A 15,939-nucleotide genomic window follows, 5' to 3' on the forward strand; every position below is an offset into this window, starting at 1 on the left:
GATGACGTCCTGTCAGGAATACCCCCCACATGTGCGCGGCTGTCGGGGACCGGCACCGCGTCCTGCAGATAGGGATGGCATGTCCTACTTCTCCGAGTTGGCCCTTCAGTTCATCGACGGCGAGTGGCGCGGCGGAAGCGGTTCCTGGGACATCGTCGACTTCAACCCCTACAACGGGGAGAAGCTGGCCTCCATCACGGTGGCGACCGTCGAGGAGGTGGACCTGGCCTACCGGGTGGCCGAGCGGGCGCAGCCGGAGTGGGGCGCCACCAACCCCTACGCCCGGCGGGCGGTGTTCGAGCGGGCGCTGCGGATCATCGAGGACCGGGACAAGGAACTCACCGAGACGATCATCGCGGAGTGCGGCGGCACCCATGTGAAGGCGGGCTTCGAGCTGCACCTCGCCAAGGAGTTCCTGCGCGAGGCGATCCAGCTGGCGCTGCGGCCCGAGGGCCGCATCCTGCCGTCGCCGGTGGACGGCAAGGAGAATCGTCTCTACCGGTTGCCGGTGGGCGTGGTCGGCGTCATCAGCCCGTTCAACTTCCCCTTCCTGCTGTCGCTGAAGTCGGTCGCCCCCGCGCTGGCCCTCGGCAACGCCGTCGTCCTCAAGCCGCACCAGAACACCCCGGTGTGCGGCGGCGGTCTGGTCGCCAAGATCTTCGAGGAGGCGGGGCTGCCCGCCGGGCTGCTCAATGTCGTGATCACCGACATCGCGGAGATCGGCGACGCCCTGATCGAGCACCCCATACCGAAGGTGATCTCCTTCACCGGCTCGGACAAGGTCGGCCGGCACGTCGCCACCGTGGCCGCCTCCCACTTCAAGCGCACGGTCCTGGAACTGGGCGGCAACAGCGCGCTGGTCGTGCTGGCCGACGCCGACCTGGACTACGCGGTGGACGCGGCCGTCTTCAGCCGCTTCGTCCACCAGGGGCAGGTCTGCATGGCGGCCAACCGGGTGCTGGTGGACCGGGCGGTCGAGCGGGAGTTCACCGAGAAGTTCGTGGCCAAGGTCGAGACGCTGAAGGTGGGCGATCCGGCCGACCCCACCACCCATATCGGCCCGCTGATCAACGAGGGCCAGGCCGAGGCGATCACCCAGCTCGTCGACCAGACGCTCGCCGAGGGCGCCACCGCGCTGGTGCGCGGGCGGACCGAGGGCACCCTGATGGGGCCGACCGTGCTCAGCGGGGTTCCGGAGGGCTCGGCGATCCTCGGCCAGGAGATCTTCGGCCCGGTGGTGACGCTGATCCCGTTCGACGGCGACGACGACGCCGTACGGATCGCCAATGACACCGACTACGGGCTCAGCGGGGCCGTGCACACCGCCGATATCGAGCGCGGGGTGCGGTTCGCCCGGCGGATCCACACCGGCATGATCCATGTGAACGACAGCACGGTCCACGACGAGCCGATCGTGCCGTTCGGCGGCGAGAAGCACTCGGGTCTCGGCCGGCTCAACGGGGAGTCGATGATCGAGGACTTCACCACCACCAAGTGGATCTCCATCCAGCACGGCCGGAGCCAGTTCCCGTTCTGAGTAGGTGAGGACGAGGTCGGCTCGGCTCGCGGACAGAAGCTGACCGCAAGCCTTCCTAGCGTGGGGTTCATCGAAGGGCGCCGGACCCGGGCGCCCTCCAGATGAGAGGCGGCAGCCATGCCCGTGATCGTGAACCCCGAGGCCTGTCAGGACGAGCGCGGCGCGCTGCTGGCGTACCTGGACGCACAGCGCGGCGCCATCCGGCGCTCGGTGTACGGCCTGACCGAGGAGCAGGCCCGCACCGTCCCCAGCGCGAGCGTGCTCTCGCTGGCCGGGGTGCTCAAGCACGTGGTCACCGGCGAGCGCGGCTGGCTGCGCGTCCTCCAGGGCAAGGTGGGGGACCCCAAGGACCAGATGGCCGAGTGGGAGCACACCTTCGAGCCCACCGAGGACGAGACGGTGGAGGCGCTGCTCGCCCTGTACGACGAGGTGGCGCGCGAGACCGAGGAGGCCGTACGGGCCCTGTCGTCGCTGGACGAGACGTTCGAGGCGCTCCGGCTCCCCTGGGACGAGGGCGGCACCCGCACCTGGCGCTGGGCGGTGCTGCACCTGGTCGAGGAGGTGGCCCGGCACGCGGGTCACGCCGACATCATCCGCGAGACGATCGACGGCAAGGGCGCCTTCGACCTCGTCTTCGAGACGGGGGCGATGCCGGAGCCCGACTGGTCGGTCCTGGAGCGGTGATCCGTCCGGTCCGCCGACCCCCTAGCCTGGTCGTCGCGGGGGTCGGGACCAGGATGGAGACGAGCGGGCGATGTCAGCGATCCGGCTGCTGGTGCTGGGGGCCGTGCGCCAGCACGGGCGGGCGCACGGCTATCAGGTCCGTAACGACCTGGAGTTCTGGGGCGCGCACGAGTGGTCCAACGCCAAACCCGGGTCCATCTACCACGCGCTCAAGCAGATGGCGAAGCAGGGGCTGATGCGGGCGCACGATGTCGCGCCGAGCACGGTCGGCGGGCCGCCGCGCACCGAGTACGAGCTGACCGAGGCGGGCGAGGAGGAGTACCTCCGGCTGCTGCGGGATGCGCTGCTGCGCCATGACCAGAAGATCGACGAGCTGACGGCCGGGGTGGGTTTCATCGTGGACCTGCCCAGGGACGAGGCGATCGCCCTGCTCAAGCGGCGGGTGGCGGCGCTGGAGGAGTGGCGGGCCGAGGTGACCCGGCACTGGACGCCACCGGACGGCACCCCCGATGAATGGGGCCATATCGGCGAGATCATGAAGTTCTGGGTGCACTCCGCGAACAGCGGGGCGGAGTGGACCCGTGGGCTGATCGAGCGGCTCGAGGGCGGGGCGTATGTGATGGCGGGCGAGGGGGAGCGCTCGGTGGACGTGCTGCCGGACGGGGTCACCAATCCGTACGCCGCGCCGGGCGCGGACTGAGGCGCTGAGGCGCTGAGGCGCTGAGGTACTTGAGGCACTGAGGCACTGAGGCACTGAGGCACTGAGGACCACCATGCCGATCGAGGGCGGCTGACGGCGGCCGCCCGCGTTAATCAAGTTTGACTAGCTCGGGTTCGGGCAGTACCTTCCGGGCATGCGTAGTCAAACTTGACTACGTGGTGCGGAGAAGATGCAGTGAGGGAGAGGGGAAGACCTTGGCCGACAGCGATCCCGCGATCGTCGTCGAGGGACTGCGGAAGACCTACCGGGACAAACAGGCGCTCGCCGGACTCGACCTGACCGTCCCGCAGGGCACCGTGCACGCCGTGCTCGGCCCCAACGGCGCGGGCAAGACCACCTGCGTACGGATTCTGGCCACCCTGCTGCGGCCCGACGGCGGCCGGGCCGAGGTCGCCGGGTACGACGTGCTGCGCGACCCCGATGAGGTCCGCTACCGCATCGGCCTGGTCGGCCAGCACGCCGCGGTGGACGAGGAGCTGAGCGGACGGCAGAACCTGGAGATGTTCGGCCGCCTCTACCACCTGGGCGGCCGCCGGGCGGCGGCCCGCGCGGACGAACTGCTGGAGCGGTTCGGCCTCGAGGAAACCGGCACCAAGGCCGTCGGCCGGTACAGCGGCGGGATGCGCCGCAGGCTGCACCTCGCGGCGAGCCTCATCATGCGGCCGCGGATCCTCTTCCTGGACGAGCCGACCACCGGACTCGACCCCCGGGGCCGTACGGAGGTGTGGAACGCGGTCCGCTCGCTGGTGGACGGCGGTACGACCGTGCTGCTCACCACCCAGTACCTGGAGGAGGCGGACCAACTCGCCGACCGCGTCTGCGTGATCGACGGCGGGCGGGCCATCGCCGACGGGACCGCCGACCAGCTCAAGGCCCGGCTCGGCGGGGACCGGATCGAGGTGGTGCTGCGCGACGCGGGCCAACTGCCCGCCGCCGCCTCGGTCGTGGGCAGGGCGACCGGCGCCGCCGAGGTCGGGACCGACCCCGACCGGCGGCGGCTCGGCGCGCGGGTCACCGACCGGGTGGCCGCGCTGACAGAGACCGTAAGGGCGCTGGCGGCGGCCGGGATCGAGGCGGAGGACATCGTGCTGCGCCGACCCACGCTCGACGAGGTCTTTCTGCACCTGACCGGGGAGCCGGCCACGACGAAAACCGCCGAGGAGGAGACCCTCGTATGACGACCGCGACCCTCGTCGACTCCTGGACCATGACCCGCCGCGGACTCGCCCACTGGGCCCGGCAGCCCGTCCAGGTGGCCGTCCAACTGGTCTTCCCGGTGATGATGCTGCTGATGTTCGCGTACTTCCTCGGCGGCGGGATGACCGTCCCGGGCGGCGGCGACTACAAGGACTACCTGGTGCCGGGCACGTTCGCGCTCACCATGGTGTTCGGCCTCGAAGGGACGATGCTCGCCATCACCCAGGACCTCAACAAGGGCGTCATCGACCGCTTCCGCTCGATGCCGATGGCCCGCTCGGCGGTCCTGGTCGGGCGCAGTGTGCTGGACATGCTCCAGTCGGCGTTCGGGCTGCTCGTCCTCCTCGGGGTCGGACTCGCGATGGGCTGGCGCTGGCACGGCGGGTTCGGCGACGCGCTGCTCGCCGTCGCGCTGCTGCTGTGGCTGCGCTTCGCGATGCTGTGGCTCGGCATCTTCCTGGGCATGGCGGCCGGGCGCCCGGAGATGGTGCAGGTCGTGCAGATCCTGGTCTGGCCACTGGGTTTCCTCTCCAACGTCTTCGCCTCGCCCGAGACCATGCCCGGCTGGCTCGGCGCCCTCGCGGTCTGGAACCCGATGTCGGCGACGGCCACCGCGATCCGCGACCTGTTCGGCGGCCCCGGCGGTGGTGGCGGCTCCTGGGCGGCGGACCACGCCCAACTCCTCGCCGTCTGCTGGCCGCTGGCGCTGATCGCGGTCTTCCTCCCGGTCGCGGTGCGGCGTTACGGGCGGCTCAGCCGCTGACGGCGGCCCCCGGATCCGGATGCCGCGCCGGTCACACCTCCACCGGTCGTCGCCGGTTGCGGATACGGTGCAGGTATGGGGAACGACAGGTCGGGCGCGGGGGCGGAGACGGTGAGCGGGCCCGGATACGCCCTGTTGCTCGCCGCCGGACCGGCCGGCAAACAGCGACTGATGGACGCGGCCGCCGCGCTGCCCCAGCTCGCCGCCGTGCCACCGGCGGCGCTGCTGGGCACGCCCGGCGGCGCCAGCGTCGTCCAGCTCGTGGACCCGGTCGACCCGCAGACCGTACTGACACATCTGCGGACCGCCGCCGCGCACCCGGGCCCGGTGCTGGTCCATCTCGCGGGCCAGCTCACCCTCGACGCCAAACAGCGGCTGCCGCACCTGGCGTTGGCCCGTACGACCTCACGGACCGCCCGCTACACGGCGCTGCCCTGGCACTGGCTGGCCGCCGAGCTGGGCCTGCGGCCGCCGGGCAGCACCGTCGTGGTCGCCGACCTGGTGGCCGACGAGACGGCCTGGCCACCGCTGACCACCGCGGGCCCGTCCGTACTCGCGGCCGGGCTGACCCTCTACGGCACGGTGGCACCGGCCCCGCCCAAGCGGCGGCTGGCGACACCGGACTACAGCCGAGCGCTCGCCGGACTGCTGCGGTCCGCCGCCCAACGCCCACCACTCGCCCTGCTCCACCAGCGCGCCGCCCTGGAGGCCGGGCTGGGCACCGGCCCCGAACTGCTCCTGGACGGCACCGGGCCGGGCGAGGCGTACCCGCCCCCGGACGCCGCCGCATGGGCCGGGCAGGCCGTTCCGGCTGGGCCGACCGGGCAGGCCGGGGCCACCGGGCCGATCGGGCAGGCCATATCGGCTGGGGAGACCGGAGAGATCCGGCCGACCGGGCCGAGTGGGGCAACCGGGCAGACCGGGGCCACCGGGCAGAACGTATCGGCTGGGCAGACCGGGGCCACCGGGCCGGTCGCGGCCTCCCCGCCGCCCATGCCGCCGGGCCCTCCCGAATCGTTCCTTCCCGCCGATCCCCGACCGGTGCCGCCCTCACTGCGCCCGCCCCAGCCGGCCCACGCCCCCCTGCCCCCACCACCCAGGCGGGCGCCCGTGGCCGATCCGCTCGCGGCCACGCACGCGGCGATATTCGAGGCGGCCAACGCGGGGCGGCACAGCGAGGCGGCCTCGATGGCGGCCGCCTGGGAGCAGGAGGCGTTCCGGACGGCCGGTCCCCGGTCCGACGAGGCGATCCACTGGCTGGAGGTCCGCGCCGATCTCTCCCGTATCGCCGGGGACCCGGCCCGCGCCTGCGAGCTGTGGCTCGCGGTGGCCGACGCGCGGCTGGGCAACGGGGAACCGGCCGAGCACCCCGAGGTCGAGGGGGCCGTGGACCGGGCGCACCACCAGTGGCAGTTCGTGACGGACCGGACCAGGGCCGGTGCCCTCGCCCCGCTGCTGATCGAGCTGCGGGGCCGGGTGCCCGGCCGCAGACCGGGTGCGCTGGAGGCGGTACGGCGCCGGGCCGAGCTGCTCAGGGCCCCGGCCCGCACGCGCTGACCGCCGTCGCCTCCGGCCCGGAGCCACTGACCGCCGTCGTCCCCAGGACCGGAGACACCGGGCTCAGTGGTGGAACGCCTTGACGACCTTCCCCATGGGCGAGGGCTGTGACCGCAGCTCCGGCAGCAGCGAGCCCAGGTCGTCCAGGAAGAGATCGGCGAGGTCCTCCGTGAAGCCGTTGCGGCACACCACCCGCAGTACGGACAGGTCCTCCCGGTTGGGCGGGAAGGTGTACGCGGGCACCAGCCAGCCGCGTTCGCGCAGCCGCCGGGAGATGTCGTAGACGTCGAAGCTGCCGATCCCCTCCGCCGTGGTGAACGCGAACACCGGGAGCTGATCGCCGCGGCTGAGCATGGTGAAGTCCCCGAACGCCTCGATCCGCTCGGCGAGCGAGCGCGCCACATCGCGGGTCTGCTGCTGAACGGCGCGATAGCCCTCCCGGCCCAGCCGTACGAAGGTGTAGTACTGGGCGGCCACCTGGGAGCCGGGGCGGGAGAAGTTGAGCGAGAACGTGGGCATGTCGCCGCCGAGGTAGTCGACGCGGAAGACCAGCTCCTCGGGCAGCGCGTCCGCCGTACGCCACAGCGCCCACCCCACCCCGGGGTAGACCAGGCCGTACTTGTGGCCCGAGGTGTTGATGGAGGCGACCCGCGGCAGCTGGAAGTCCCACACCAGGTCCGGGTCGAGGAACGGCGCGACCATCGCGCCCGAGGCGCCGTCCACATGCACCGGGACGTCCAGGCCCGTGCGCTCCTGGAGGTCGTCCAGCGCCCGGCACACCTCGGCGACGGGTTCATAGGAGCCGTCGAAGGTGGAGCCGAGGATCGCGACGACCCCGATGGTGTTCTCGTCGCACAGCTCGGCGGCGGCCCGGGGATCGAGGTGGAACCGGTCGCCCTCCATGGGCACCTGCCGCGCCTCCACCTCCCAGAAGTCGCAGAACTTCTCCCAGCACACCTGGACATTGGTGCCCATGACCAGATTGGGGCGGGCGGTGGCCGGATAGCTCACCGGGTTCCGCTTGGCCCAGCGCCGTTTGAAGGCCATTCCGGCCAGCATGCAGGCCTCGCTCGACCCCGTGGTGGAGCAGCCCACGACCGCGTCCGGATCGGGGGCGTGCCACAGATGGCCGAGCATCGTCACGCACCGCCGCTCCAGTTCGGCGGTGCGCGGATACTCATCCTTGTCGATCATGTTCTTGGCGAGGCAGTCGGACATCAGCCTGCCCGCCTGCGGCTCCATCCACGTGGTGACGAACGTGGCGAGATTCTGGCGGGCGTTGCCGTCCAGCATCAGCTCGTCATGGACGAACTGATACGCCGTCGTGGGCGCCATCGGCTCGTCCGGGAGGCAGTGGCGCGGGGGCCTGCCGGTCATTCCGCTGGCCGGATTGGCCTCGCCGTAGATCGGATTGATGGAGAACCCGGGGCGTTCGTCGAGGTCGCGTCGGCCGTGAGTGCCTTTGTGAAGTGCCACCTTCGTTAAATTAGGGGCATTTCACCGATAAACCCCGGCCCCGCGCCGTGCCCCCTGCCCCGCGCCACCGCGTAGCGGCTACCCCGCGCTGCTGAGCGACAGCTTCGCCGCGAAGCCGAGGAAGGCCGTGCCCGCGGCCGCCGAGAGCCCCGCCCGCAGCCTCCGGCGCCGCCGGAGGGTGGCCGCCAGATACGTACCGCTGAAGATCAGCACCGTCAGATAGGTGATGCTGAACAGCTGCGCCCAGGCGCCCAGCGCCACGAAGGACAGCGCGGGATGGGCGTAGTCCGGGTCCACGAACTGCACGAAGAAGGAGATGAAGAAGAGGATCGCCTTCGGGTTGAGCAGGCTGATGACCAGCGCCCGGCGGTACGGACGCTCGCCCTCCGCGGACCCCGTGGCGGTATCCGCGGCCCCGTCGAGGGCCCCGTCCGCGCCCCGCGCCTCCGCCGCGCTCCGGGCCGCCTCCGCGGTCCCCGGGCGGCGGCGCCACAGGGCCCGCGCCCCGCGCAGCATGCCCACCGCCAGCCAGGTCAGATAGCCCGCGCCCGCGAACTTGACCACCGCGAAGAGCACCGGGCTGGCGTGCAGCAGCGAGGCCACCCCGCCCGCCGACAGCGCCATCAGCACGGCGTCGCCGCACAGCACCCCGGCCGCGGCCCGATAGCCGGTACGCGGGCCGCGGCGGGCCGCGACCGACACCACATACAGCGAATTGGGGCCCGGCAGCAGGATGATCAGCGCCAGACCGGCCAGATAGGTCGAAAGATCGGTTATCCCCAGCACGATCGGCAGGATGACAGCGGTCCGCCGCGCCGCCCAGTCGGTTTCGCCATCCGGACTTGCACCTCACGCGACGTGAGGGAGCACCGTGGAACCCGTACCGAACAGAAGGAGAGCGGATTCGGCCATGAGCTATTCCGTGGGACAGGTGGCGGGCTTCGCCGGCGTCACGGTGCGCACGCTGCACCACTACGACGAGATCGGGCTGCTGCGCCCCGGCGCCCGCAGCGCGGCGGGGCACCGGCGTTACGACGACGCCGACCTCGACCGGCTGCAGCGCGTCCTGTTCTACCGGGAGCTCGGCTTTCCGCTCGAGGAGGTGGCGGTGCTGCTCGACGACCCGGATATCGATCCGCAGGCCCACCTGCGGCGTCAGCACCGGCTGCTGACCGACCGGATCGAGCGGCTGGAGAAGATGGCCGCCGCCGTCGAACAGGCCATGGAGGCGCGGAAGATGGGCATCAATCTGACCCCCGAGGAGAAGTTCGAGGTCTTCGGGGACTTCGACCCGGACGAACACCAGGAGGAGGTCGAGCGGCGCTGGGGTGACACCGAGGCGTACAAGGAGTCCCAGCGCCGGGCGGCCTCGTACACCAAGGAGGACTGGAAGCGGATCCAGGAGGAGGGGGACGACATCGACAACCGCTTCGTCGCGCTGATGGGCACGGGCACCCCGCCGGAGTCCGAGGCGGCGATGGACCTGGCCGAGGAGCACCGGCGGTGGATCAGCCGGAACCACTACGAGTGCGGCCATGAGCTGCACACCTGCCTGGGCCGGATGTACGTCTCGGACCACCGCTTCACGGAGAACATCGACAAGGCCGGGCCGGGGCTGGCCGTCTACCTCCGGGACGCGATCCTGGCCAACGCGGAGCGGCACGGCTAGGGGTTCCCCGGGCGGCGGGAACCAAGGGCACCCACACGGCGTTGATAGCTTTGGGCGGCACACTGCGAAGAACACTCAGTCCGCCCCGAACCTGCGGCCGGGCCTCGCACGAGCCTGCATTCCTCGACCCAGGAGCCTCATCCGTGACCACCCTCGCGCTCGGCCCTCAGTGGCTGGACCCGGACTATCTGATCGAGACCTTCGGTCTGCTCGGCGTCCTGGCCATCGTTTTCGCGGAGTCCGGCCTGCTCATCGGCTTCTTCCTGCCGGGCGACTCGCTGCTGTTCACCACCGGCCTGCTGGTGACCACCAATGTGATCAAGCAGGATCTGTGGCTGGTGTGTGTGGCCGTGGCGGTCGCCGCGATCATCGGTGACCAGGCCGGATATCTCTTCGGCCGCAAGGTGGGGCCGTCGCTGTTCCGGCGCCCCGACTCCAAGCTCTTCAAACAGGAGAACGTGGAGAAGGCGCATGAGTTCTTCGAGAAGCACGGGCCGAAGTCGCTGATCCTCGCCCGCTTCGTGCCCATCGTGCGGACGTTCACGCCGATCATCGCGGGCGTGAGCCGGATGAACTACCGCTCGTTCATCGTCTTCAACGTCATCGGCGGTGTGCTGTGGGGCACCGGCGTCACCCTGCTCGGCTCGGCGCTCGGGAAGGTCGACTTCGTGCATCAGCACATCGAGCTGATGCTGATCGCGATCGTGCTGCTGTCGATCGTCCCGATCGTGATCGAGTTCCTCCGGGCCCGCGGCAAGGCGAAGAAGGAGGCCGCCGCGCAGCCGGAGCCGCAGGGCCCGGCCGCGGGTTCCCCCGCCCAGGGCGCGGGTTCCCCCGCCCAGGGGCCGCGCGGGCGCCACGCCAAGCGCTGAGCGGCCCCTTCACCAGGCTTCACATCCGTCACACACCGCCCCCACCTCCCACTCGGCGGTCACCGCCCCGCACAATGGGCTCCGGTGGCCGCCGGTGTTGCATCCTTGGCTGCTGGGAAACGTACGGGGAGGGCTGGTGAGGAGCGAGAAGACGTGAGGTCGGACCGTCAGCAGACGCCGCGTGCCATGGGCGCGGCGGAGACGGACACGGGGGAGCAGCAGAAGCCGCTGTCCGACGAGGCGCACAGCGCCTTCACCCCGCCGCTGGGCATACCCCTGCCGCCGCCGCCCGAGGACGAGCACCCGACATCGGAGTTCGCCGTCCCCGACGGACTGACGGCGGAGGCCGCCATCGAGCCCGAGGGCTCGGCGTTCGTGTCGCCCGCCGGGGTGAAGACCCCCTCGAACAACCAGACCACCGGCGGCTTCCCCGTCATCACCCCGCCGAACGGCATCCCCGTCGTCCGGCTGACCAAGGACGCCCCCTGGCAGGACCGGATGCGCACGATGCTGCGCATGCCGATCAGCGAGCGCCCGACGCCCGAGCGCGTCGAGCGGCAGGACGACACGGGCCCGGCCGTGCCGCGTGTGCTCGATCTCACCCTCCGCATCGCCGAGCTGCTGCTCGCGGGCGGTGAGGGGGCCGAGGACGTCGAGGCGGCGATGCTCGGCGTGGCGCACGCGTACGGGCTCGACCGCTGCGAGCCGACCGTCACCTTCACCCTGCTGTCGGTCAGCTACCAGCCCTCGCTGGTCGACGACCCGGTCACCGCCAGCCGGACCGTACGGCGCCGGGGCACCGACTACACCCGGCTGTCCGCGGTCTTCCGGCTCGTGGACGACATCACCTCGCGGGACGACTTCACGCTGGAGGAGGCGTACCGGCGGCTCGCCGAGATACGCCGTAACCGCCACCCCTACCCCGGCTGGGCGCTCACCGTGGCCGGCGGCGGGCTGGCCGGCGCGGCGAGCATGCTGGTCGGCGGTGACTGGCCGGTCTTCTTCGCGGCGGCCCTCGGCGCGATGCTCGGCGACCGGCTGGCGTGGCTGGCCTCCGGGCGCGGGCTTCCGGAGTTCTACCAGTTCGTGGCCGCGGCGATGCCGCCCGCCGCGATCGGGGTGGCGCTCAGCCTCGCCAACTCCGGGCTCCAGGCGTCCGCCGTGATCACCGGTGGGCTGTTCGCGCTGATCCCGGGGCGGGCGCTGGTCGCGGGTGTCCAGGACGGGCTGACCGGCTACTACATCACCGCGGCGGCGCGTCTGCTGGAGGTCGGCTATCTGATCGTCGGCATCGTCTGCGGGGTGCTCACGGTGCTCTACGGGGGCCTCCAACTCGACGCCAAGCTGAACCCGGAGGCGGCGCTGCGCCATGTGGAGCGGCCGTACATCCAGACCCTGGCGGCGATGCTGCTCGCGCTGACCTTCTGCATCCTGCTCCAGCAGGAACGTCACACCGTGCTGTTCGCCACGCTCAACGGCGGGGTCGCCTGGGTGGTCTACGGCGCGCTGGCCGACACCGCCAACGTGCCACCGGTGGCCGCCACGACCGTGGCCGCCGGGCTGGTCGGCCTCTTCGGCCAGCTGCTCTCCCGGTATAGATACGCCTCGGCGCTGCCGTACGTCACGGCGGCGATAGGGCCCCTGCTGCCCGGTAGCGCGACCTACTTCGGGCTGCTCGCGCTGGCCCAGGGCAACCTGGACCGCGGTATTCCGCACCTCACCCAGGCGGCGGCACTGGCCCTGGCGATCGCCATAGGGGTGAACCTGGGAGGCGAGGCCGCGCGCCTCTTCCTGAGAATGCCCGGCACGGACACCGACCCCTCCGGCCGCCGCGCCGCCAAGCGCACCCGGGGCTTCTGACCGGGCCCCGGGCCCGGCGGGGCCGCCGCTCCGGGCTCGGCGGGGCCGCCGCCCCGGGCCCGGAAACGCCGGGAGGGCGGGGCACCCGCGTGGTGCCCCGCCCTCCCGGCGTGGATCTGTCGCTCAGGACTCAGCGGCCGCCGCTGAGGACTCAGTGGCCGCCGGCGGCCTCGAGGCGCTTGATGGACGCCTCCACCTCGGCCTCGGCCTCGGCGCGGCCCACCCAGTTGGCCCCCTCGACCGACTTCCCCGGCTCCAGGTCCTTGTAGACCTCGAAGAAGTGCTGGATTTCCAGGCGGTCGAACTCTGAAACGTGGTGAATATCACGCAGGTGCTCCACCCGGGGGTCGGAGGCCGGTACGCAAAGCAGCTTGTCATCGCCGCCCGCCTCGTCGGTCATCCTGAACATGCCGATCGCGCGGCACTTGATCAGGCAGCCGGGGAACGTCGGCTCGTCGAGAATGACCAGTGCGTCCAGCGGATCACCGTCCTCGCCGAGGGTGTTCTCGACGAAGCCGTAGTCCGCGGGGTAGCTGGTCGACGTGAAGAGTCGCCGGTCAAGGCGGATGCGACCCGTCTCGTGGTCCACCTCGTACTTGTTCCGCGAACCCTTCGGGATCTCGATGGTGACGTCGAACTCCACGGGTGGCTCCTCCATGATCAACACATACGTCTGGTGATTAAGTGTCCCCCACGCAGGTGTGTGGTGGCGAAAGGGGCTGGTCGGTCGTGCCTGAAGCCCGATCGTGGCAGGTCAGGGAGTGGCTGAGCCACCGGCTGAGCCGTGGGCGACGCGAGTTGGACCGGATGCGCGGGCGTGGGCTGCGCGAGTGGAACCGCGTGCGCGCCCGTGTCCGGCGCGAATGGCGCGGTACGCCCCGGGAGCAGCAGCGGACGTGGCAGCTGGTGGCGGTCTCCGCGGCGACCGGCCTGGTCGTCGCCGTGGTGTCGGTGCTGGTGGCCGGGCCCTGGGACGGCGGCCGGCGGACGGCCGAACGCGCCCGCGCCACCGAGGACGGTGTCCCGGGCGAGCGGCACGGCGGCCCGGGGCGGCCCGCGCCCAGCGCCGCGCCCGTCCTGGCGGCGCTCGGCACGCGGCCCGCGCCCCGGTCGCCGGACAGCGGCGACGACGCCGTGCCGCCGCCCACCGGGGCGGGGCTCGCCGACACGCTCGAACCGTTGCTGAAGGACTCCGCGTTGGGCAGTGAGCGCTCGGTGGCGGTGATGGACGTGACCACCGGTCAGCAGGTGTTCGGCGCCAAGGCGGGCACGGCCACCGTCCCCGCCTCGACGATCAAGCTCGCGACGGGTGCCGCGGCCCTCTCCGCACTCGGCCCGGACCACCGCATCAGGACCAGCGTCGTGGCGGGCGCGGGCGGACACGACATCGTGCTGGTCGGCGGCGGCGACCCGACGCTCACCGCACGGGCCGTCAAGGGGGACGACCACCCCGCCGCGCTCCGCCAGTTGGCCGACGACACCGCCCGCGCCCTGGAGAAGCGCGGCGCGGGCCCCTACCGGCTCGGCTATGACACCTCGCTCTACTCCGGGCCGAAGCTCCACACCATCGGCCCCAACGAGAACCTCTCGCCCGTCGTCCCCCTGATGGCCGATGAGGGCCGTAAGGACGACAGCGACCACGGCACGGCCCCGCGCGCCGAGGACCCGGCCGCCGACACGGCCGGCGCCTTCGCCGCGATGCTGCGCGACCGCGGCGTCGAGGTGAAGGGCGAGCCCGGGGCGGGCAGGGCCGCCAAGGGCGCCCGTACGGTGGCCTCCGTCCGCTCCCAGCCGCTGTCCTCGCTCGTCGAGCGGATGCTGACCACCAGCGACAACGACATCGCCGAGGCCCTGGCCCGGCAGACCGCCCTCGCCGCGGGCGAGCCCGCGAGCTTCGCGGGCGGCGCGAAGGCCGTGACCGAGCGGCTGCGCAAGCTCGGGCTGCCGCTGGGCGGTGCCCGGATCGCGGACGGCAGCGGGCTCGACCGCGCCGACCACGTCTCCGCCGGGCTGCTCGCCCAGGTGCTGGTGCGCGCCGCCGACCGCGACCACCCCGAACTGCGGTCGCTGCTCACCGGGCTGCCGGTGGCCGGATTCACCGGCACCCTGCGCACCCGCTACGCCCAGGACGCGGTCGGCCGGGGCGTGGTCCGCGCCAAGACCGGCACCCTCACCGGGGTCAACACCCTCGCGGGCTCGGTCGTGGACGCGGACGGCCGGCTGCTGGTCTTCGCGTTCATGACCAACGGCACCACCGACGCCGACGGCGCCCAGCGCGCCCTGGACCGGATGGCCTCGGCCCTCGCCAACTGCGGCTGCCGCTGAGCGGAGGGAGTGGCCCGGACGCGGGACGGCCGCCTGTGCGACCCCGGTGTCCTCCCGGATGGGGCGCGGGCCACGTACCGTGAAGCCATGACGAGCATCGGTGGTGTGGAGATGGTCGACTGGAATCTCGCGGTCGCGACCGCGACCCGGCTGGTGCGCCCCGGGCCCGAGGTGAGCCGCGAGGAGGCGCGTGCGGTCGTCGCTGAGCTGCGCCGGCACGCCAAGTCCTCGGAGGAGCACGTCCGCGCCTTCACCCGGATGGCCGCCTCCGGCGGCCCGGCCTCCGACACCCCCGTCCTCGTCGTGGACCGCGCGGGCTGGATCAGGGCGAACGTGGCGGGCTTCCGGCAGATCCTCAAACCGCTGCTCGGCAAGGTGCAGGACCGGCGCGGCGGACTGCCCGGCGGGGCGGTGCTGGGCGCGGTCGGCGGCAAGGTGACCGGGGTCGAACTGGGGATGCTGCTGTCCTTCCTGGCCTCCCGGGTGCTCGGCCAGTACGAGACCTTCGCGCCCTCGACCCGCGAGCTGCCCGGTTCCCCGGGCGGCGGCCGGCTGCTGCTGGTGGCGCCCAACATCGTCCACGTCGAGCGCGAACTCGACGTGGCCCCGCACGACTTCCGGCTGTGGGTCGCGCTGCACGAGGAGACCCACCGCACCCAGTTCACCGCCGTGCCCTGGCTGCGCGACCACATCGAGTCCGAGATCCAGGCGTTCCTCGGCGAGACCGACGTGGACCCGGCCACCCTGCTGGAGCGGGTCCGCGAGGCCGTCCAGTCGCTGAGCGGCGGCCGTCCCGCCGACGAGGACGAGGGGGACGGGCGCGGCGCGCCCAGCATCATCGAGCTCGTCCAGACCCCGGCCCAGCGGGAGATCCTGGCCCGGCTGACCGCGGTGATGTCGCTGCTGGAGGGGCACGCCGACTACGTCATGGACGGGGTGGGGCCGGAGGTCGTGCCGTCCGTCGCGGAGATCCGGGAGAAGTTCCAGAAGCGCCGGGCGAGCGGCGCCGGCCGGCTCGACCAGGCGCTGCGCAAGCTGCTGGGGCTCGACGCCAAGCTGCGGCAGTACCGTGACGGGGAGCGGTTCGTACGGGCCGTGGCGAACCAGGTCGGGATGGACGGCTTCAACCGGGTCTGGACCTCGCCCAACACCCTTCCGACCAAGGCGGAGATCAGCAAACCCGCCGAGTGGGTCGCGCGGGTGCACCGCAAGGCGGAGTCCTAGAGCCGGCACACCCCCGGCACACGCGAAAACGGACGAACGCCCCCTTTAATCACT

Annotated in this window: 14 protein-coding genes; 11 read left to right on the forward strand and 3 right to left on the reverse strand. The window is 72.0% G+C overall.

The window, feature by feature from the left end; all coding sequences use genetic code 11:
* Window positions 1–79 precede the first annotated feature (79 nt).
* The 6 genes from NP777_RS22210 to NP777_RS22235 all read left to right on the forward strand — a co-directional run bounded on the left by NP777_RS22210 (window position 80) and on the right by NP777_RS22235 (window position 6,459).
* Complete coding sequence (locus NP777_RS22210) at window positions 80–1,537, forward strand: aldehyde dehydrogenase family protein (RefSeq protein ID WP_256651921.1); 1,458 nt, start codon at window positions 80–82, stop codon at window positions 1,535–1,537.
* A 117-nt stretch (window positions 1,538–1,654) separates the two neighbouring features.
* Complete coding sequence (locus NP777_RS22215; RefSeq protein ID WP_256651922.1) at window positions 1,655–2,221, forward strand: DinB family protein; 567 nt, start codon at window positions 1,655–1,657, stop codon at window positions 2,219–2,221.
* 70 nt (window positions 2,222–2,291) lie between these two features.
* Complete coding sequence (locus tag NP777_RS22220) at window positions 2,292–2,921, forward strand: PadR family transcriptional regulator (RefSeq protein WP_256651923.1); 630 nt, start codon at window positions 2,292–2,294, stop codon at window positions 2,919–2,921.
* 215 nt (window positions 2,922–3,136) lie between these two features.
* On the forward strand, window positions 3,137–4,120 hold the full coding sequence (locus tag NP777_RS22225) for an ATP-binding cassette domain-containing protein (protein ID WP_256651924.1): 984 nt from the start codon (window positions 3,137–3,139) through the stop codon (window positions 4,118–4,120).
* On the forward strand, window positions 4,117–4,902 hold the full coding sequence (locus tag NP777_RS22230; protein WP_256651925.1) for an ABC transporter permease: 786 nt from the start codon (window positions 4,117–4,119) through the stop codon (window positions 4,900–4,902). The genes NP777_RS22225 and NP777_RS22230 overlap by 4 nt, the downstream gene beginning before the upstream one ends.
* Before the next feature lie 75 nt (window positions 4,903–4,977).
* Window positions 4,978–6,459 (forward strand): hypothetical protein, encoded by a 1,482-nt coding sequence (locus tag NP777_RS22235; protein WP_256651926.1) that lies wholly within the window; start codon window positions 4,978–4,980, stop codon window positions 6,457–6,459.
* Between the two features lie 63 nt (window positions 6,460–6,522).
* Here the strand turns inward: NP777_RS22235 and NP777_RS22240 are convergent, their stop codons facing one another.
* A complete protein-coding gene (locus tag NP777_RS22240; RefSeq protein ID WP_256651927.1) occupies window positions 6,523–7,935 on the reverse strand; it encodes a glutamate decarboxylase in 1,413 nt (470 codons plus the stop codon).
* A gap of 78 nt (window positions 7,936–8,013) precedes the next feature.
* Window positions 8,014–8,721: a leucine efflux protein LeuE gene (leuE, locus tag NP777_RS22245; protein WP_256651928.1), complete on the reverse strand. Its 708-nt coding sequence runs from the start codon at window positions 8,719–8,721 to the stop codon at window positions 8,014–8,016.
* A 124-nt stretch (window positions 8,722–8,845) separates the two neighbouring features.
* On the opposite strand from leuE, the gene NP777_RS22250 reads away from it, so the two are divergent.
* The 3 genes from NP777_RS22250 to NP777_RS22260 all read left to right on the forward strand — a co-directional run bounded on the left by NP777_RS22250 (window position 8,846) and on the right by NP777_RS22260 (window position 12,336).
* Window positions 8,846–9,604, forward strand: a complete 759-nt coding sequence (locus NP777_RS22250; protein ID WP_256651929.1) for a MerR family transcriptional regulator — start codon at window positions 8,846–8,848, stop codon at window positions 9,602–9,604.
* A 143-nt stretch (window positions 9,605–9,747) separates the two neighbouring features.
* A complete protein-coding gene (locus tag NP777_RS22255; RefSeq protein ID WP_256651930.1) occupies window positions 9,748–10,476 on the forward strand; it encodes a DedA family protein in 729 nt (242 codons plus the stop codon).
* Window positions 10,477–10,662: 186 nt separating this feature from the next.
* On the forward strand, window positions 10,663–12,336 hold the full coding sequence (locus NP777_RS22260; RefSeq protein ID WP_256651992.1) for a threonine/serine exporter family protein: 1,674 nt from the start codon (window positions 10,663–10,665) through the stop codon (window positions 12,334–12,336).
* Between the two features lie 151 nt (window positions 12,337–12,487).
* Here NP777_RS22260 and NP777_RS22265 read toward each other — a convergent pair whose 3' ends face one another.
* A complete protein-coding gene (locus NP777_RS22265) occupies window positions 12,488–12,979 on the reverse strand; it encodes an inorganic diphosphatase (protein WP_014061662.1) in 492 nt (163 codons plus the stop codon).
* Window positions 12,980–13,065: 86 nt separating this feature from the next.
* Between NP777_RS22265 and dacB the strand changes: the two genes are divergently transcribed.
* Window positions 13,066–14,661: a D-alanyl-D-alanine carboxypeptidase/D-alanyl-D-alanine endopeptidase gene (gene dacB, locus NP777_RS22270; protein WP_256651931.1), complete on the forward strand. Its 1,596-nt coding sequence runs from the start codon at window positions 13,066–13,068 to the stop codon at window positions 14,659–14,661.
* Between the two features lie 87 nt (window positions 14,662–14,748).
* Entirely contained in the window at window positions 14,749–15,885 is a 1,137-nt protein-coding gene (locus NP777_RS22275) for a zinc-dependent metalloprotease (RefSeq protein ID WP_256651932.1), read from the forward strand.
* Window positions 15,886–15,939 lie beyond the last annotated feature (54 nt).

The organism is Streptomyces rugosispiralis (assembly GCF_024505145.1).
Taxonomy (GTDB): Bacteria; Actinomycetota; Actinomycetes; order Streptomycetales; family Streptomycetaceae; genus Streptomyces; species Streptomyces rugosispiralis.

What these genes read in the sequence shown, in the direction of transcription:
- NP777_RS22210 (WP_256651921.1), top strand. Translation starts at nt 80, where the DNA reads ATGTCCTACTTCTCCGAGTTGGCCCTTCAGTTCATCGACGGCGAGTGG.
- NP777_RS22215 (WP_256651922.1), top strand. Translation starts at nt 1,655, where the DNA reads ATGCCCGTGATCGTGAACCCCGAGGCCTGTCAGGACGAGCGCGGCGCG.
- NP777_RS22220 (WP_256651923.1), top strand. Translation starts at nt 2,292, where the DNA reads ATGTCAGCGATCCGGCTGCTGGTGCTGGGGGCCGTGCGCCAGCACGGG.
- NP777_RS22230 (WP_256651925.1), top strand. Translation starts at nt 4,117, where the DNA reads ATGACGACCGCGACCCTCGTCGACTCCTGGACCATGACCCGCCGCGGA.
- NP777_RS22235 (WP_256651926.1), top strand. Translation starts at nt 4,978, where the DNA reads ATGGGGAACGACAGGTCGGGCGCGGGGGCGGAGACGGTGAGCGGGCCC.
- NP777_RS22250 (WP_256651929.1), top strand. Translation starts at nt 8,846, where the DNA reads ATGAGCTATTCCGTGGGACAGGTGGCGGGCTTCGCCGGCGTCACGGTG.
- NP777_RS22260 (WP_256651992.1), top strand. Translation starts at nt 10,663, where the DNA reads ATGGGCGCGGCGGAGACGGACACGGGGGAGCAGCAGAAGCCGCTGTCC.
- NP777_RS22275 (WP_256651932.1), top strand. Translation starts at nt 14,749, where the DNA reads ATGACGAGCATCGGTGGTGTGGAGATGGTCGACTGGAATCTCGCGGTC.